14 protein-coding genes and 1 tRNA gene are annotated in these 16,151 nt (G+C 67.7%); 10 read left to right on the top strand and 5 right to left on the bottom strand.

Going from position 1 to position 16,151, the window contains the following annotated elements; genetic code table 11:
- Nucleotides 1-19 precede the first annotated feature (19 nt).
- The 10 genes from dxs (at nt 20) to ABD729_RS11390 (ending at nt 10,197) form a co-directional block, all read left to right on the top strand.
- A complete protein-coding gene (gene dxs, locus ABD729_RS11345; protein ID WP_344710355.1) occupies nt 20-1,948 on the top strand; it encodes a 1-deoxy-D-xylulose-5-phosphate synthase in 1,929 nt (642 codons plus the stop codon).
- A 4-nt stretch (nt 1,949-1,952) separates the two neighbouring features.
- Nucleotides 1,953-2,690, top strand: coding sequence for a TlyA family RNA methyltransferase (locus ABD729_RS11350; RefSeq protein ID WP_344710356.1), 738 nt, complete (start codon nt 1,953-1,955; stop codon nt 2,688-2,690).
- Nucleotides 2,691-2,693: 3 nt separating this feature from the next.
- Nucleotides 2,694-3,239, top strand: a complete 546-nt coding sequence (locus ABD729_RS11355) for a TspO/MBR family protein (RefSeq protein ID WP_425564891.1) — start codon at nt 2,694-2,696, stop codon at nt 3,237-3,239.
- 18 nt (nt 3,240-3,257) lie between these two features.
- Complete coding sequence (locus tag ABD729_RS11360; RefSeq protein ID WP_344710357.1) at nt 3,258-3,572, top strand: accessory factor UbiK family protein; 315 nt, start codon at nt 3,258-3,260, stop codon at nt 3,570-3,572.
- Between the two features lie 5 nt (nt 3,573-3,577).
- Nucleotides 3,578-4,090, top strand: a complete 513-nt coding sequence (locus ABD729_RS11365; protein WP_344711428.1) for a type III secretion system chaperone family protein — start codon at nt 3,578-3,580, stop codon at nt 4,088-4,090.
- 138 nt (nt 4,091-4,228) lie between these two features.
- Nucleotides 4,229-5,017 (top strand): pyrroline-5-carboxylate reductase family protein, encoded by a 789-nt coding sequence (locus ABD729_RS11370; RefSeq protein WP_344710358.1) that lies wholly within the window; start codon nt 4,229-4,231, stop codon nt 5,015-5,017.
- Between the two features lie 33 nt (nt 5,018-5,050).
- A complete protein-coding gene (locus ABD729_RS11375) occupies nt 5,051-5,923 on the top strand; it encodes a branched-chain amino acid aminotransferase (protein ID WP_425564892.1) in 873 nt (290 codons plus the stop codon).
- Nucleotides 5,924-5,994: 71 nt separating this feature from the next.
- Nucleotides 5,995-7,590 (top strand): MFS transporter, encoded by a 1,596-nt coding sequence (locus ABD729_RS11380; protein ID WP_344710361.1) that lies wholly within the window; start codon nt 5,995-5,997, stop codon nt 7,588-7,590.
- Nucleotides 7,591-7,699: 109 nt separating this feature from the next.
- Nucleotides 7,700-10,060: a putative bifunctional diguanylate cyclase/phosphodiesterase gene (locus ABD729_RS11385; protein WP_344710362.1), complete on the top strand. Its 2,361-nt coding sequence runs from the start codon at nt 7,700-7,702 to the stop codon at nt 10,058-10,060.
- Between the two features lie 62 nt (nt 10,061-10,122).
- A tRNA-Gln gene (locus tag ABD729_RS11390) sits at nt 10,123-10,197 on the top strand.
- A gap of 127 nt (nt 10,198-10,324) precedes the next feature.
- Here the strand turns inward: ABD729_RS11390 and ABD729_RS11395 are convergent.
- The 5 genes from ABD729_RS11395 to ABD729_RS11415 form a co-directional block, all read right to left on the bottom strand.
- On the bottom strand, nt 10,325-11,467 hold the full coding sequence (locus tag ABD729_RS11395) for a DUF1501 domain-containing protein (RefSeq protein ID WP_344710364.1): 1,143 nt from the start codon (nt 11,465-11,467) through the stop codon (nt 10,325-10,327).
- Nucleotides 11,468-11,469: 2 nt separating this feature from the next.
- Entirely contained in the window at nt 11,470-12,951 is a 1,482-nt protein-coding gene (locus ABD729_RS11400; protein WP_344710366.1) for a DUF1800 domain-containing protein, read from the bottom strand.
- Between the two features lie 97 nt (nt 12,952-13,048).
- The gene (locus ABD729_RS11405) at nt 13,049-14,086 is read right to left on the bottom strand and encodes a methyltransferase domain-containing protein (RefSeq protein WP_344710368.1); all 1,038 of its coding nucleotides are present in this window, start codon (nt 14,084-14,086) and stop codon (nt 13,049-13,051) included.
- 87 nt (nt 14,087-14,173) lie between these two features.
- Nucleotides 14,174-15,253 (bottom strand): LLM class flavin-dependent oxidoreductase, encoded by a 1,080-nt coding sequence (locus ABD729_RS11410; protein ID WP_344710370.1) that lies wholly within the window; start codon nt 15,251-15,253, stop codon nt 14,174-14,176.
- Entirely contained in the window at nt 15,250-16,149 is a 900-nt protein-coding gene (locus tag ABD729_RS11415) for an aldo/keto reductase (protein WP_344710372.1), read from the bottom strand. Before ABD729_RS11415 ends, ABD729_RS11410 begins: the two co-directional genes overlap by 4 nt.
- Between the last annotated feature and the right edge of the window lie 2 nt (nt 16,150-16,151).

Here is a 16,151-nt window from a genome sequence, read left to right on the forward strand (position 1 = left end):
GTTGTAGGGAGGACGGCTTATGAGTTCGCGCCCCGACACCCCGCTCCTCGACACCATCCACCTGCCCGCCGACATCCGGGCCCTCGACAAGAGCCAGCTGCCGCAGCTGTGTGACGAGCTTCGGCAGGAAGTCATCTCCGCCGTGTCGGTCACCGGCGGCCACCTTGGCGCCGGCCTCGGCGTGGTCGAGCTGACGGTCGCCATCCACTATGTGTTCGATACGCCCAGCGACAAACTGGTCTGGGACGTCGGCCACCAATGCTATCCGCACAAGGTCGTCACCGGCCGCCGCGACCGCATCCGCACCCTGCGCATGGGCGGGGGCCTGTCGGGCTTCACCAAGCGCAGCGAAAGCGAATATGACCCGTTCGGCGCGGCGCACAGTTCGACCAGCATTTCCGCCGCGCTGGGCTTTGCGGTCGCCTCCCGGCTCGAAGGCGCCAACCGCCGCGCCATCGCGGTGATCGGCGACGGCGCCGCGACCGCCGGCATGGCGTTTGAAGCGATGAACAATGCCGAGGCTGGCGGCAGCCGGCTGATCGTCATTTTGAACGACAACGACATGTCGATCGCGCCCCCAGTCGGCAACCTGCGCAATGCGCTCGCCCGGCTGGTTTCCAGCAACAAGTATCTTTCCCCCCGCAAGCTCGCCGCGCGCCTTGCCGGCCACCTGCCGAAGCCGATGCGCAACGCCGCCGAACGCCTCGAGGAATATGCCCGCGGCATGATGACCGGCGGCACCCTGTTCGAGGAACTGGGCTTCTATTACGTCGGGCCGGTCGACGGGCATGACGTCATCGGCCTGGTCGAGATCCTGGAGAACGTCCGCGACAGCGACCACGGCCCGATGCTGATCCATGCCGTGACCCAGAAGGGCAAGGGCTATGCCCCGGCCGAAAGCAGCGCCGACAAATATCATGGCGTGGTCAAGTTCGACGTCGTCACCGGCCAGCAGGACAAGGGCCCCGGCGGCGGCCCGCCCGCCTACACCAAGGTGTTCGCCGACGCCCTCGTCGCCGAGGCCAACCGTGACGAGAAGATCGTCGCCATCACCGCCGCCATGCCCGGCGGCACCGGCCTCGACGTGTTCGGCGCCGCGCACCCGACCCGGATGTTCGACGTCGGCATCGCCGAACAGCATGCGGTGACCTTCGCCGCCGGCCTCGCCGCCGAGGGCTTCCGCCCGTTCTGCGCCATCTATTCGACCTTCCTCCAGCGCGCCTACGATCAGGTGGTCCACGACGTCGCGATCCAGAACCTGCCAGTCCGCTTCGCGATGGACCGCGCCGGTCTGGTCGGGGCCGACGGCGCGACCCACGCCGGCTCGTTCGACCTCGCCTACCTCTGCACGCTGCCCAACTTCGTCGTCATGGCCGCCGCGGACGAGGTTGAACTGACCCACATGGTCCACACCATGGCCAAGCATGACAGCGGTCCGATCGCGGTCCGCTATCCGCGCGGCAACGGCCGCGGCCTCGCCATGCCGGCCGAGCCGCTTGAGCTCGAAATAGGCAAGGGCCGCGTGGTCCGCGAAGGCAAGACCGTCGCCATCCTTTCGCTCGGCACCCGCCTGGAAGAAGCCGAAAAGGCCGCCGAGCAGCTCGAGAGCATGGGCCTCAGCACCACCGTCGCCGACCTCCGCTTTGCGAAACCGCTCGATGAAGCGCTGATCCGCAAGCTCCTCACCAGCCACGAGGTCGCCGTCACTATCGAGGAAGCGGCAGTCGGCGGGTTTGGCGCGCACGTCCTCACCATGGCGAGCGACGAAGGCCTGATCGACGCCGGCCTCAAGCTTCGCACCATGCGCCTGCCCGACTCCTTCCAAGACCAGGACAATCCGACCAAGCAGTATGACGAAGCCGGCCTCAACGCCCCGCACATCGTCGATACGGTCCTGAAAGCCCTGCGCCGCAACAGCGTCGGCCTGGAGAATGGCGCGCGGGCCTGAACCCTTGGCCAAGCAGCGCGTAGACCAGGCGCTCGTCGATCGCGGCCTCGCCGAGTCCCGCTCGCGCGCGCAGGCCCTGATCATGGCCGGCGTCGTCTTCGCGGGTGAGCGCAAGATCGCCAAGGCCGGGGACACGATTCCCTCCGACGCCCCACTCGAGGTGCGCGGAAAGGACCATCCCTGGGTTTCCCGCGGCGGGCTGAAGCTGGTCGGCGGGCTCGACCATTTCGGCATCGATCCCGCGGGCGCGACCTGCCTCGACGTCGGCTCCTCGACCGGGGGGTTCACCGACGTCCTCCTCTCGCGCGGCGCGGCGAAGGTCTATGCGGTCGACGTCGGCACCAACCAGCTGGCCTGGAAATTGCGCCAGGATTCGCGCGTGGTCGTCCTCGAACAGACCAACGCCCGGCACCTCACCGCCGAGCATATCCCCGAACCGATCGACCTTCTCGTCTGCGACGCGAGCTTCATTGCGCTTCACAAGGTCCTCGACAAGGCCGTTGATTTCATTGTCCCTTCCGGCCACGCGCTGCTGCTCGTCAAACCCCAGTTCGAAGCCGGCCGCGCTGAAGTCGGCAAGGGTGGGGTGGTCCGTGACGAGGCGGTCCACGAGCGCGTCGTCACGGAAGCGCAACAATGGATCGCTTCGCGGGGTTGGACGGTTCTTGGCGTGACGCGTAGCCCGATCACAGGACCCGAGGGCAATGTCGAGTTCCTGCTGGCAGCACGAAAGGAATCCTGAGCTTTGGCGACACATTCACAGCATGGCTGGCACCATTGGAAGTGGTGGCAGATGGCGCTCATCACCGTTCCGCTGGTGGTCATTGCTGGCAATTTGTCGGGCTATGTGTCCAATTCGGGCTTCGGCAACCCCTGGTTCGACATGGTCGAAAAGCCGAGCTTCATGCCGCCCGGCTGGGTGTTCGGCGTCGCCTGGACGACCCTCTACACGCTGATGGGCCTTGCACTGGCGATTGTGCTGGTCGCTCCGCAAAGCCGGTATCGCCGCCTCGGCCTCATCATCTTCTTCGTCCAGCTTGCGCTCAACTACCTGTGGTCGCCGGTCTTCTTTGGCGCAGGCGCGATCGACTGGGCCTTCATCATCGTCATCGCGATGGCGGTCGGCGCCTGCCTCACCGTCAGTTTCTTCCTCCGCGTCAACAGGGTAGCCGGGCTGCTGCTTCTGCCTTATCTGGCGTGGCTGTGCCTGGCGACCGCGCTCAATTTCGAGATCGGGCGCCTTAATCCGGGCGCTGACCGGGCGCCGCTCGGGATCACGTCGGCGCGATAGAATCTGGGGGTCAAGATTATGCAGTCGCAGAACCGCTTCTTCGAAGATCTGGTGAAGATCATGAACGGCGCCGCCGGCACGGTCGCCGGAATGACCCGCGAGGCTCAGGACGGAATGCGCGAGCGGGCGAAGGAATGGGTCGCCGGTATGGACTTCGTCTCCCGCGAGGAATTCGAAGCGGTCAAGCAGATGGCCGCAACCGCCCGCGAGGAGGTCGAGACCCTGAAGGCCGAAGTGGCCGCGCTGAAGGGCGGCAAGGCCCGCAAGGTCCCGACCGGCGATGCCAAGGCGCCGCCTGCCGGGGTGACCGGCATCGAAACGCCCGAGGAGTGAGCGTTCTGGCGCGCGACGAGGAAAATCAGGGCGAGGAGCGCGACGACGGCGCCCCGATCGAAGTGCTCGAAGCCTATTTCGAAGCGCGCGGCTGGGCGTGCGAGCGGACCGGCGACGGCGAGATCGTCGCCTCCGCGCCCGGCAGCTGGGCGCAATATGAATTGCGCGGCGTGTGGCGGCCCGAGGACCAGGTTCTCCAGTTCCTGGCCTTCCCCGACGTTAAGGTATCCGCCGACAAGCGTGCCGCCATGTACGAGACGCTCGGCCTGGTGAACGAGCAGCTCTGGCTCGGCCATTTCGAACTCTGGTCGTCGAGCGGCCTGATCGTTTTTCGCTATGCCGCGCTGATGGACGGCGGCGACGATGGCCTCAGCTTCGAACAGGCCGAGGCGCTGAGCGAGGCCGCGCTGGAGGAGTGCGAACGCTTCTACCCCGTCTTCCAGTTCGTCATGTGGGGAGGCAAGAGTCCGAGCGAAGCCATTTCGGCCGCCCTGATCGAGACCGCGGGCGAAGCCTGACCGGCTTGCAATGTAGGATTTCGCCTGCTTCGGCTGTTCGGGCTTTCGAACCGCCCGCGAATCGCGAAATTGGCGGAATAGCGCCACTTCCGGCACCCCGTACCCTGTAAACTTCGACAACTTCGAGCGAGCGCATCCATGACCCACACCCTCTTCTACGGCTGCGGAAACATGGGCTCGGCGATGGTCGCCGGCTGGCTCGCTGCCGGTGAGAACCCCGCCAGCTTCACCGCCGTCCGCCCCAGCGGCACGCCGGTCCCGGGTATCCGCACCGTCCGCGGCGCGGGCGAGGCCGGGCTCATCCCCGACCGGATCGTCCTCGGCTTCAAGCCGCAGCAGTTGCGCACCCTCGCGCCCGAGGTCGCCAATTGGATCACGTCAAAGACGACCATCATCTCGATCCTCGCCGGCGCCGACATGGCGACCCTGCAGGGCCTGTTCCCCCGCGCCCGTGCGGTCGTCCGGGTGATGCCCAACCTGCCGGTCGCGGTTCGCCGCGGCGTCCTGCCGCTCCTCTGTTCGGACGCGGCGCTCCAGTCCGAGCTTCAGCCCTGGTTCTCGATGCTCGGCTTCGCCCCCTGGTGCGCGACCGAGGAGGAGTTTGGCGCGATCGGCTTTGTTGCCGGTTCGACCCCCGCCTATGTCGCCCGCTTCATCGCCGCCTTCGCCGCCGCCGGTGAGGGCAGGGGCCTCGATCCCTTACTCGCCCTCACCGCAGCGCGCGAAGCCGTGCTCGGCTCGGCCTGGCTTGCCGCCTCGAGCGGGGAGGCGATGGACGACCTCGCCCGCCGCGTGACCAGCCCGAGGGGAACCACCGAAGCCGGCCTCAAGGTGCTCGACGCCGAGCTTCCGGGCCTGATCGATCGCACGCTGGCGGCGGCGACCGCCCGCTCGGCGGAGCTTGCGGCTGAGACGCGCGGCTCCTAAGCGCGGGCTCAAGCAATCCAGGGGACTATGCACGTGAGCTTTGACGACCGCGACGGCTGGATCTGGTTCGACGGCAAACTGGTGCCGTGGCGCGAAGCCAACGTCCACGTGCTGACCCACGCCCTCCATTATGCGTCCAGCGTGTTCGAAGGGCAGCGCGCCTACGGCGGCAAGATCTTCCGCCTGTCCGATCACAGCGCCCGCCTCCGCCGCTCGGCCGAGCTGATCGGCTTCGAACTTCCGTGGAGCGTGGCCGAGATCGACGCCGCCTGCGAGGAAGTGCTGAAGGCTAATAACCTCGTCGACGCCTACATGCGTCCGGTCGCCTGGCGCGGGTCGGAAAGCATGGGGGTGAACCCCATTGGGACCAAGCCGCACCTCGCCATCGCCGCCTGGAACTGGGGCAAATATTATCCGCCCGAAAAGGCCGCCAGGGGCATCCGCCTCGACCTTGCCGAATGGCGTCGCCCCGCGCCTTATACGGCGCCGACGCAGAGCAAGGCTTCGGGTCTCTACATGATCGCCAGCATGTCCAAGGCGCGCGCCGACAGCCGCGGCTTTGACGATGCGCTAATGATGGACTGGCGCGGGCAGGTGGCGGAGGCGACCGGCGCCAATGCCTTCTTCATCCGCGACAATGTTATCCACACGCCGACGCCCGACTGCTTCCTTAACGGCTTAACCCGCCAGACCCTGATCGATCTTGCCCAGCGCCGCGGGATCGAAGTCCAGGAACGCGCGATCTGGCCGGAAGAGCTGGAAACCTTCCAGAGCTTCTTCCTCACCGGCTCGGCCGCCGAAGTGACCTTTGTCCAGTCGGCCGGCCCGTGGAACTTCGAGATCGGCGCGGTCCAGCAGCAGCTGGCGCAGGATTACGACGAGCTGGTCAACGGCCGCCTCGGCTGATCGGGACGGCGGGGGCGCTTGCCCTCGCTATCCGCCTCGCTAGAACCGCTGGCGAGGGGGATTTCACGAGCATGGCAAGCACTTCCGCAAACGCAGCGGATTCCTACGTCGTCGATCCGCAGCGCGACCGGCTGGTCATCACCGCCAGCGCGCTCGGGACCGTGTTCGAATGGTATGACTTCTTCGTCTACGGGATCCTCGCCGCATTGCTCGGCCGCCTGTTCTTCCCTGCCGACAATCCCACCGCCGCAACCCTCGCCAGCCTCGCCGCCTTCGGTGCCGGCTTTGGGGTTAGGCCCTTGGGCGCCTTGCTGTTCGGCTGGTTCGGCGACCGCGTCGGCCGCAAATACACCTTCCTCATCACCATCAGCCTGATGGGCGGCGCCACCGCGGCGATCGGCTTCCTGCCGACCTACGCCAATGCCGGCCTCCTAGCGCCCGCGCTGCTGGTCGGCCTGCGCCTGCTTCAGGGTCTTGCCCTTGGCGGCGAATATGGCGGCGCCGCGATTTACGTCGCCGAGCACGCCCCGCCCGGCAAGCGCGGCCAATATACCAGCTGGATCCAGGTCAGCGTGGTCGGCGGCTTCCTCCTCAGCCTGATCATGGTGCTCGCCTGCCGCGCCGCCCTGACGCCCGAGCAATTCGACGCCTGGGGCTGGCGCATCCCGTTCCTCGCCAGCCTGATCATGCTCGCGGTCTCGCTCTACATCCGGATGAAGCTGAACGAGAGCCCGGTGTTCAAGGCGATGAAGGAAGCCGGCACCACCAGCCGCAATCCGTTCAAGGACAGCCTGACCTATCCCGGCAACATCAAGCGGGTGCTGGTCGCCCTGTTCGGCGTCGCCGCGGGCCTGACGGTGATCTACTACACCAGCCAGTTCGGGACGCTCTACTTCCTCCAGGGCACCGCGCGCGTCGGCGAGACCGAGGCGCTGCTCTACATGGCCGCCGGTGCCTCGCTCGCCGCCCCGCTCTACGTCGGCTTCGGAGCGCTGTCGGACCGGGTCGGGCGCAAGAAGGTCTTGCTGATCGGCTACGCCCTCACCTTGGTGCTCCTGTTCCCGCTGTTCCACTTGATGGCGAACGGCGCCAATCCCGCGCTCGCCCGCGCGGCGGCGGCCAATCCGGTGACGCTGGAGCTGCCGGCCGATTGCGACTTCAACGTCTTCGCTTCCAAGCACAAGACGCCCTGCGCGCAGGCGCTGAACTACCTGTCGAAGCGCGGTGTCAGCTATACCAAGGCGGAAACCGGGGCCGTGGCGCTGCGGGTCGGCGACCAGCGGATCGAGGGCTTCGACCAAGCGAACTACACCGCGACGCTCGCCGCCGCCGGCTATCCTGACAAGGCCGATCCCGCCGAGAAACGCCCGTGGATGATCATCTTCGCGGTGGCGGTGATGGTCGCGCTGTCGGCGATGACCTACGGCCAGGTTGCCGCGATCCTGGTCGAGATGTTCCCCGCCCGCATTCGCTATACGTCGATGAGCGTTCCCTACCACATCGGTTCGGGCTATTTCGGCGGTTTCCTGCCGTTGATCAGCCAATATATCGTGGTCCGCACCGGCGATGCCTATGCCGGCCTGTGGTATACGATCGCGGTGGTGGCGATGGCCTTCGTGGTCAGCGCGATCTGGCTGCCTGAAACCTACCGGAAAGAACTCGACTAGGCAGGGTCGCTCCGTTTCGGCGAGGGGGCTCGTCAGACCGGATCTATTCTTCAGCTTTCATTGGTAATTCCGGGCTACCGCCGGCCTCGTGGCAGGGGGGCAACAAAGCATGAGCGAGGGATTCGCACCGCCGCCGCGCATCCCCTTGCTGCAACTCTGCTTCCTCGCTCCTCCGGCCGATTGCCGCGCGCATCGCGTTCGGCAGGGTCAGATCGACGCTTTCGTGCGGATGGTGCCGCTCACCATCATCGTCAACGTCTTCGCCGCCCTGATCCTTGCCGCCTGCCTGTGGCGCGACGTGCCCAAGGCCGAGGTCGCGATCTGGTTCTCCACCCTCCTGTTTTTTTGCCTTGCGCGCTGGGCCCGTGTCGCCCGCCTCAAGCACGACCCGTCCTATGCCCTTCGCAAGCCGGCGACGATCCGAACGATCCTTCCGCCCATTGCCTTCCTCAGCATCCTCTGGGTCCTCCCGTCGGTCTTCTGGTTCCAGCAGATCCCTGTCTACGACCAGCTAATCACCGTCGTCGTCCTGTTCGGCATGGCCAGCGGTGCGAGCGTTACCCTGTCGACCGTGCCCCCGGCCGCGCTGTGCTACGTCGCGGCGGTTGCGGTGGCGGGCTTCGTCAGCATGACCTCGCTCGACCCGGTGGCCATTCCGCTTCTCCTTCCTCTTTTCGCGGCGCTGCTGACCTACGCCGTGCTGTGGAATGCCGCGCAGTTCGCGGGCCACCTCAGCGCCACCATCGAGCTGCAGGAAAAGGCCGAGCTCATCACCCTCCTGCGCGAATTCGACGCTTCGGGCAGCGAATGGCTGTGGGAACTGGGGCCCGACCTTACCATCAGCCGCGTTTCGAACGACTTTGCCGATGCGCTCGGGACCAGCGCGGAGGCCCTTGTCGGGGTGTCCGCCTTCCAGCTGCTCGATCCGCATGGACGCATCGCGCCCGTCTCCGCCGGCATGCGCTCGATCATCGAGGCGTTGCGCGGGTCACGCTCGTTCCGCGACGTCGCCGTTCCCGCCCTTGGCGGCCGCGCGTGGTTCTCCCTGTCGGGAAAGCCCGTCATCGGCGACCACGGCCGGCTGCTCGGCTGGCGGGGCGTGGGGTCCGACATCACCGCGACCAGGCTTACCGGCCACGACAGCGTCACCGCCGCCCGTCACGACCTCATGACGGGGCTGGCCAACCGCCTCCTCATCCGCGAGCTCCTTGAGGAGGCCCTGCTGCGCCGTCACGTCGGTCATGGCGGCTGCGCGCTGATGCTGGTCGACCTCGACCGCTTCAAGCTCGTCAACGACACGCTCGGCCATGAAATCGGGGATGAACTGCTGTGCGAGGTGGCGCGCCGTCTTGAGCGCGTCGCGCCTGGGCCGCGTGTCGGGCGCCTCGGCGGCGACGAGTTCGCGCTGGTGCTGACCCTTGGCCACAGCCGCGCCGACCTCGCCCGGCTTGCCGAGGAGATCATCCGCGTGCTCTCGGCGCCCTATCGGATCGGCGCCGCCGACCTCAACATCGGTGCGACCATCGGCATCGCCGTCGCCCCGACCGATGGCGTGACGCAGGAGGAGCTGACCCGCAGCGCCGACCTTGCCCTCTACAGCGCCAAGGACGCGGGCCGGGGAGGGTTTCATTTCTTCGCTGCCTGGATGGCCGAACAGGCGGCCGCCAACCGCGCGCTGGAGAGCGACCTGCGTTCGGCACTCAAGAGCGGCGAGTTGAGCCTTGCCTATCAGCCGATCGTCAACAGCCAGACCCACCAGGTGATTGCCCGCGAGGCGCTGTTGCGCTGGAATCATCCCACGCGCGGCGACGTTCCGCCCGACCTGTTCGTGCCCGTGATCGAGGACGCCGGGCTGATCGGGCAGGTCGGCAACTGGGTCCTGCGCGAAGCCTGCCGCGAAGCCGCGGGATGGGAGGACGAGGCACGCGTCGCCGTGAACGTGTCGAGCGCGCAGCTCGCCGCCGGGTCGGTCCTCGTCGGCCACGTCATCCATGCTCTCGGGACCAGCGGGCTGTCGGCCCAGCGGCTCGAGCTGGAAGTCACCGAAAGCATCTTCCTCGCCGACGACAGCACCACGCGGGCCACGCTCGAGCAGCTGCGCGCGGTTGGCGTGCGCCTCGTCCTCGACGATTTCGGGATGGGCTATTCGAACTTCAATTGCTTGGTCAGCGGCGCCTTCACCAAGGTCAAGATCGACCGCAGCTTCACTGCCGCGGCGGCGCGGCCCGGACGCCCGCCCGAACGCGCCATCATCGAATCCATCCTGACCCTCGCCCGCGGCCTCCGGCTGGAGGTTACCGCGGAAGGGATCGAGACCGCCGAGCAGGCCGAGCAGATGACCCTGCTCGGCTGCGGCCAGCTGCAGGGCTTTCTGTTCGGCCGTCCGGCCATTCCGCCGGCGCCGGCACCCCTCGACCGTGTCGCGACGAGGCCCGTCCCGCTGCTCCCGCACCGCCCGCGCGCTGCCTGACGAGCCACGGCAAGTCGAGGCTTCCCGAGCGCCGCGCAATCGCTATAAGCCGCCGCGCGCACTGGGGCGTCGCCAAGTGGTAAGGCACCGGTTTTTGGTACCGGCATTCGCAGGTTCGAATCCTGCCGCCCCAGCCAGCATCTTCGAAGTGACCAGCGTCACCTCTGGTGGACGAGGGCACTTGTCCGCCGCACCTGCCTGGGAACGCCCGCTTTCCTCGCCCCTGCTGCGACCAGCGCAGTCAGAAGGCCGGCGCGGCCTTCTTCAGCTCAGGATCAACGACTGGCGCAGCGGCGCAGAGGCGGTTTCCGGGAACAGCAGCTGCGCCAGCCGTGCGGGGTCCTGTCCGAAATGCTGGCCGAGCGCGGTCGCGATCAGCGCATCGAGATTGATCGTCGGCTTGAGGTCGCGCTCCTCGTATAGCGCGGCCGGTGCGAGGCCCGGCCAGTCCGCCAGGACCTTGCCGCCGGCAACCGATCCGCCGAGCAGGAACGCGCCAGAGCCGGTCCCGTGGTCGGTGCCGCCCGTGCCATTCTCATGCGCCGTACGGCCGAATTCGGTGGCGACCAGCACGAGCGTGTTCTTCCAGTCCTCCCCCAGCCCGTCGCGATAGGCGGCAAGCAGGGCATCGAGCCCGGTCAGCTGCGCATTGAGGCGCCCCCGTTGCGCGGTGTGGGTATCCCAGCCGTCGGTCTCGACCATTCCGATCCGCGCGCCGCCGGGCCCTTTCATCATGCGTGCCGCGAGCGCGCCCGCGGCGGCCGCGCCCCGGCCGGTCGCAAGATCCCCCGCCTTGGTCCGCGCCGCCAATGCCTCGTTCCACAGCGGGCCGAGCTGGGGATCCTGCGCGTACAGGTCACCAACGCGGATCATGAGGTCGTCACTGGCATCGGGGAGGTTGGAGGGCGCATAGGTGGCGACCCGCGCCGCGCCGCGAAGGGCGGGCGGCACGGCGGGGGCGAAGGCGATCGCCTGCGGGTTGTCGGGCATGGTCCGGACCAGGCGGTTCATCCAGCCGTCGCGCATCCGGTAGGGCAGTGCGCCGCCGGTCTCGAGCACGTTCTGCCCGTCGAAGTGCGAGCGGTCGCGATACGGGGAGGCAACCGCGTGGACCAGCAGCGCCTGCTTCGACGCGGTCATCGCCGCGACCTGCTTCAGTGCCGGGTGGAGCGCGAACATGCCGTCGAGCCTTGTCCCGCTACCGGCCTCGGCGCCCAGTTGTGGGCGGAGCCTGGCATAGCCCGGGTCACCGGTCGGGGCGAGGATGGCAAGGCCATCGGCGGCGCCGCGCTGGATCACGAACAGGAAGCGGCGGTCGGTCGCGGCCGCTGCGAAGGCCAGGCGCGGGGCGAAGGTGACGGCGGCGACGCCGCTCGCGCCGGTGGCGAGGAAGCTCCTTCGATCCATGACTACCTCTTGAGGAATTCGGGCGAGACGAGCAGCAGCGCAAGCCCCGTCGCCGGGCTCTCGGCGCGGCTGATCGCTGTCGCGGTGACAGTGCTGAGCGCCGCGCCCAGCATCTTGGGCGCCAGGGCCCGGGCGTCGACGCCCTGGCCGGCGGCGGTGGCGAAGCGTCCGGCTGCCTCGACCCTGCGGACCAGCGCATCGGGGCCGGCCCAGCTGGCGGCGATGTCGTCGAAGCCCGCGGGGGAAGTCGGACGCCAGACCGGCATTCCAAGTTCCTGAAGCAGCCCGGCCGTGCGCTGGGCGGGCGGCGCCGGCATGTCGAGTGCCCGCAGGCTGGCGATCGTCCATTCCCAGGGGTTGCGGAACTTGGGACGGTCGGTCTGCCACGCTTCGGGTGCGGCGATCAGTGCGCGGTAGACGGTTGGAAGGTCGCCGCGGCTGTCGAGAAACGCCTTTTCTACCCCCGCTACTGCTGTCGCTGGCGGATCGTCGGCAATGAAATGGCGGGCAAGCTTGGTCGCGATGTGGCGGGCGGTTGCCGGATGCGTCGCAAGGTCGAGCAGCACCGCCCGCGCCTGCGCTTCGCCATCCTCCCCGTAGCGCTTGCCAAGGATGGTCCGTGCACCAGGCTCGTGCAGCACGTCGGCAAAGCCGAAGTCCCCGCGCGGCCCGGACAGAAAGCGCTGCATCGGCCCGCGACCGATCCCGGCGACCGTCCAGCCCGTCAGCGCGCGGGCGAACTCGGTCACATCGACCTGGCTGTAGCCCGTGCGAACGCCAAGAGTGTGCAACTCCAGTATCTCGCGCGCGAGATTCTCATTGAGGCCGATGTCACGGCCACGTGCACCGGCGCGCTGCCCGACAATGCTGTTGGGCCCGACCGACTGCGCCTGATCGAGATAGAGGAGCATCGCGGGATGGCGCTCGACCGCGAGCAGCAGGTCGGCAAAGCTGCCGGTCAGATTGGGACGGATCGCGTCGAGTTCGAGCAGCCCGGCATAGCCGATCGTGGTCACCTTGGTCGCCGCGACGGCGAAGTGATTGGCCCAGAAATGCGCCATCCGCTCAAGGAACGGAGTCGGCGTCGTCAGGGCCGCGCTGGTCCGAGCGGCCACAGCCCTCAGATACAAGTCGCGCTGCTCACGGCGCGCCGCCATCAGCTCTGGCGGACGGGGAGGGCGAGGGGCGGGCGCAGCAGTGCCCGGAACAGGCCTCGGTGTCATCGACGCGGCCGACATTTCCGCACTGCCAGTCGCCGCGCTTGCGGGCGCCTGCGTCGCGCCCTGCCGCGCATCGCGCTGCTCCTCGCGATAGGCGATCAGCGCTTCGGCGGCTTCGGAGCGGGTGGGGGCATTTTCCAGCGCCGCCAGTCGCCCAGCGACCTGCGCCTCAACCCAAGCGCGGCCGTCGCGCGTTCCCGCCGGCTCACTGCCGCGCGGGCCAAGGCCAAACCGGTTCTGGGCGAACTGGATGTCGCTCATCATTCTCGCTCCACGCGCCGTGCGTCAGGATAGTCAGATCCTGCGGGTGAACGAACAGTGACTGGAACGAGGCAAGGACGGCGAAGCTAGAGTCCTGTCCTCAACAGCAGCCGCTCGATGCCGTGTCTGCCACCTCCTGATCGTCGAAAGGCAGCGACGATCCGCATCCGGCGAAGACCCCGTAATGCCGTGCGAAATCACCGAAGAAGTCGAAGTGCGAGGCGAAGCGGGTTTCCGCCAGCATCTTCCACGTATTGCCGCAGACGGGAAAAACGCGGCCGGCCTCGATGTGGTGGTGCTTGTCGAGGGTGAAGCTGCCGGGGATGGTGCCGCGATAGCGCACGGCCTGGCCGTAATCCTCGCATTGCGGCTCCAGCCCGTCGAGCTTGAACAAGCGGTAGGTTGCCGAGAAGAAGCGATGACCGGCCACCTTCTCGGCGACGGCGGGATCGCCGATGCCGAGCGGTCGGTCGGTCACCAGGCGCGGGTCGGCGAACCCCGCCGCCTTGGCGAGCGAGTCGAAGTCGCCCCAGTAGAGCGCTCCGGCAAGGCATTCGCCATGCAGCACAGGGTCGGCGAGCAGCTCGGGCGCGACCCGCCGGTCGGCGTAGACGTCCGAGAAGTAGAGCTCGCCCCCAGGCTTCAACAGGCGGTGGGCGGCGCGGAACACCGCGGCCTTATCGGCGACGAGATTGATGACGCAATTGGACACGATCACGTCAAAGCTCGCGTCGGCAAGGCCAAGCTCGTCCAGCCACTCGATGTCGCCCTGGAGGAAGCGGGTATTTGCAAATCCGAACTTCTCGGCGTGCCAATCTCTGTGACGCTCGGCGACTTCCAGCTGTTCGGGCGTGGCGTCGACGCCGGTGACGCTGCCGCGCGCGCCGACCAGTTGGGAAAGGAGATAGGCGTCCTGTCCCGACCCCGAACCGAGGTCGAGGATCGCGCACCCTTCGATCGCATCCGGAACGACCAGCCCGCACCCATAATAACGGGATCGCACTTCCTCGTGCACGTTGGCCAGCGCGGCGCGAATGGCCGGCGGCGGCGCCTCGGTCGTGCAGCAAGCGTCGGTGCGAAGGTCTGCGGAGCCCGAAAGCACCTGCCCGTAATAGTTGCGGCTGTTCTCGATGTTCATACGGGCAGGTCCTTACACGATCCCATCGCCGGACGCTTCGCTGGACGAAGGTCCGCCTCCCTTTCGATCGCCGGCCAGACCCTGGCCCTAGAACGGCGCGTGGTCGAGCCTTGGCAGGACGTGACGGGCGAACAGGTCGCATTCCGCCTGGTGCGGGTATCCCGACAGGATGAAGGCATCGATCCCCGCCGCGCGATATTCCTGGAGCTTGGCAAGCACCTGGTCGGGATCGCCGACGATCGCCGATCCGCAGCCCGAACGGGCACGGCCGATGCCGGTCCACAGATTGTCCTCGACGAAGCCCTCGCCATCGGCAGCGCCGCGCAATTCGGCCTGGCGCTGGACGCCGTAATTCTGCGCATCGAGGCTCTTGTTGCGGATGGCGTCGCCGGTCGCCGCATCGAGCTTGGAAAGCAGGCGGTCGGCGTAGGCGCGTGCCTCGCTCTCGGTCTCGCGGACGATGACGTGGACGCGGTAACCAAAGCGAAGGGCGCGCCCATGCCTGGTGGCGCGCTCCTTCAGGTCGGCGATCGTTTCCTTCACCTTGGCCATGACATCGGGCCACATCAGGTAGACGTCGCAGCCGATCGCCGCCGCCTCGCGCGCTTCGTGGCTGAGGCCACCGAAGTAGAGCAGGGGAGGCTTGCCGGACAGCGTCCCGATCCGCATCGGATCGAGCTCCATCTTGTAGAAGTCGCCGTCGATCTTGAGATGCTCCCCCGCCAGCAGCGTCTTGAGGATCTGCATTACCTCGATCGCGCGCTGGTAACGTGCGTCGCCGGGCAGCTTCTCGCCCGGCAGGTCCGACGCGATGACGTTGACGGTGAGCCGTCCGCCGTCACCCGCGGCATTGGGGCCGAGGATGCGGTCCAGCGTGGCGATGCGCCGCGCCAGTTGCGGCGGCCAGTCCTCGCCCATCCGGCACGCCCACAGCAGCTTCAGGCGCTGCAGGTAAGGCGCAATCGCCGCGGCAAAGACCGTGGTGTCGATCCCGAGCTGATAGCCGGACGGGAGGAGGACGTTGTCGAAGCCGCCTTCCTCCGCCGCCAGCACGATGTTGCGGCAATGCTCCCAGCTTGAGCGGAGCCGCTCGTCGGGAACGCCGAGGAACTCGTAATCATCGTCGCACAGCGCCGAAAACCAGCTGACTTCACAAGGGGTCGTCATGGCAGTTGCTCCCCACGCGCGGCGACCAGCACCGCATACCATTGTTCACGATTCCAGCGCACCTCGAGCGCCTTGGCGGCAGCGGCGATGCGTTCGGCCTTCTGGGTGCCGAGGATCGGCACGATCCCGGCCGGATGCGCCATCAGCCACGACAGGGCAGCGACGCTGCGGTCCGCGGAATGCACCGCGTCGAGCGCATGGGCGACCGCCTTGTCGCGCTCGCTTTCCGGCGAGAGGAGACGCCCTCCGCCGAGCGGCGACCAGGCCAGCGGGCGCATACCCATCCGCATCGCCTGGTCGAGCTCGCCATTTTCGAAGCAGGTAATCCGCAGCGGCGAGATTTCGGGCTGAGTCGTCGCCAGCGGCTGCGACAGGAATGCCTGCAGCGCCTCGACCTGCGGCACCGTGAAGTTGGAAACGCCGATCCGCCCGATCTTGCCCGCGGCGACCGCCTGTTCGAGCGCGGCGGCTGTTTCCTGCGGGTGCGCAAGGATGTCGGGCCGATGGACCTGCCACAGCTCGACATGGTCGGTCCGCAGGCGGCTGAGCGATGCGTCGATCGCCTCGGCCAGATACGCCGGGCTCTGGTCGTAGGGGAGGGGCGGGCGGATGCCGCCCTTGGTCGCCAGCACCATGCGCCCGCGCAAGCCTGGCTCGGCCGCCAGCACTTCGCCCAGCAGCGCCTCGGCATCGCCGAAGCCGCCCGACCCGTCGAAGCCGTAGATGTCGGCGGTGTCGAGGAGGTTGAGGCCGTTATCAAGCGCCGTATGGACCAGGCGCGCCGCTACTTCCCGCGTGCCCGCAAGGCGCCACATGCCCCAGCTCAAGGGGGCGATGGCGGGCCCGTCCGGCCCGAGGGTCAGCGTCCGTTCGGACGCCGGGGGAAGATCGCTCATGG

The sequence above is a fragment of the Sphingomonas humi genome, assembly GCF_039536725.1.
GTDB lineage: Bacteria > Pseudomonadota > Alphaproteobacteria > Sphingomonadales > Sphingomonadaceae > Sphingomicrobium > Sphingomicrobium humi.

Bases quoted from the DNA above. Each gene is read 5' to 3' on its own strand.
- dxs (WP_344710355.1), top strand. From the start codon at position 20: ATGAGTTCGCGCCCCGACACCCCGCTCCTCGACACCATCCACCTGCCC.
- ABD729_RS11360 (WP_344710357.1), top strand. From the start codon at position 3,258: ATGCAGTCGCAGAACCGCTTCTTCGAAGATCTGGTGAAGATCATGAAC.
- ABD729_RS11370 (WP_344710358.1), top strand. From the start codon at position 4,229: ATGACCCACACCCTCTTCTACGGCTGCGGAAACATGGGCTCGGCGATG.
- ABD729_RS11380 (WP_344710361.1), top strand. From the start codon at position 5,995: ATGGCAAGCACTTCCGCAAACGCAGCGGATTCCTACGTCGTCGATCCG.
- ABD729_RS11385 (WP_344710362.1), top strand. From the start codon at position 7,700: ATGAGCGAGGGATTCGCACCGCCGCCGCGCATCCCCTTGCTGCAACTC.
- ABD729_RS11395 (WP_344710364.1), bottom strand. From the start codon at position 11,467: ATGGATCGAAGGAGCTTCCTCGCCACCGGCGCGAGCGGCGTCGCCGCC.
- ABD729_RS11400 (WP_344710366.1), bottom strand. From the start codon at position 12,951: ATGATGAGCGACATCCAGTTCGCCCAGAACCGGTTTGGCCTTGGCCCG.
- ABD729_RS11405 (WP_344710368.1), bottom strand. From the start codon at position 14,086: ATGAACATCGAGAACAGCCGCAACTATTACGGGCAGGTGCTTTCGGGC.
- ABD729_RS11410 (WP_344710370.1), bottom strand. From the start codon at position 15,253: ATGACGACCCCTTGTGAAGTCAGCTGGTTTTCGGCGCTGTGCGACGAT.
- ABD729_RS11415 (WP_344710372.1), bottom strand. From the start codon at position 16,149: ATGAGCGATCTTCCCCCGGCGTCCGAACGGACGCTGACCCTCGGGCCG.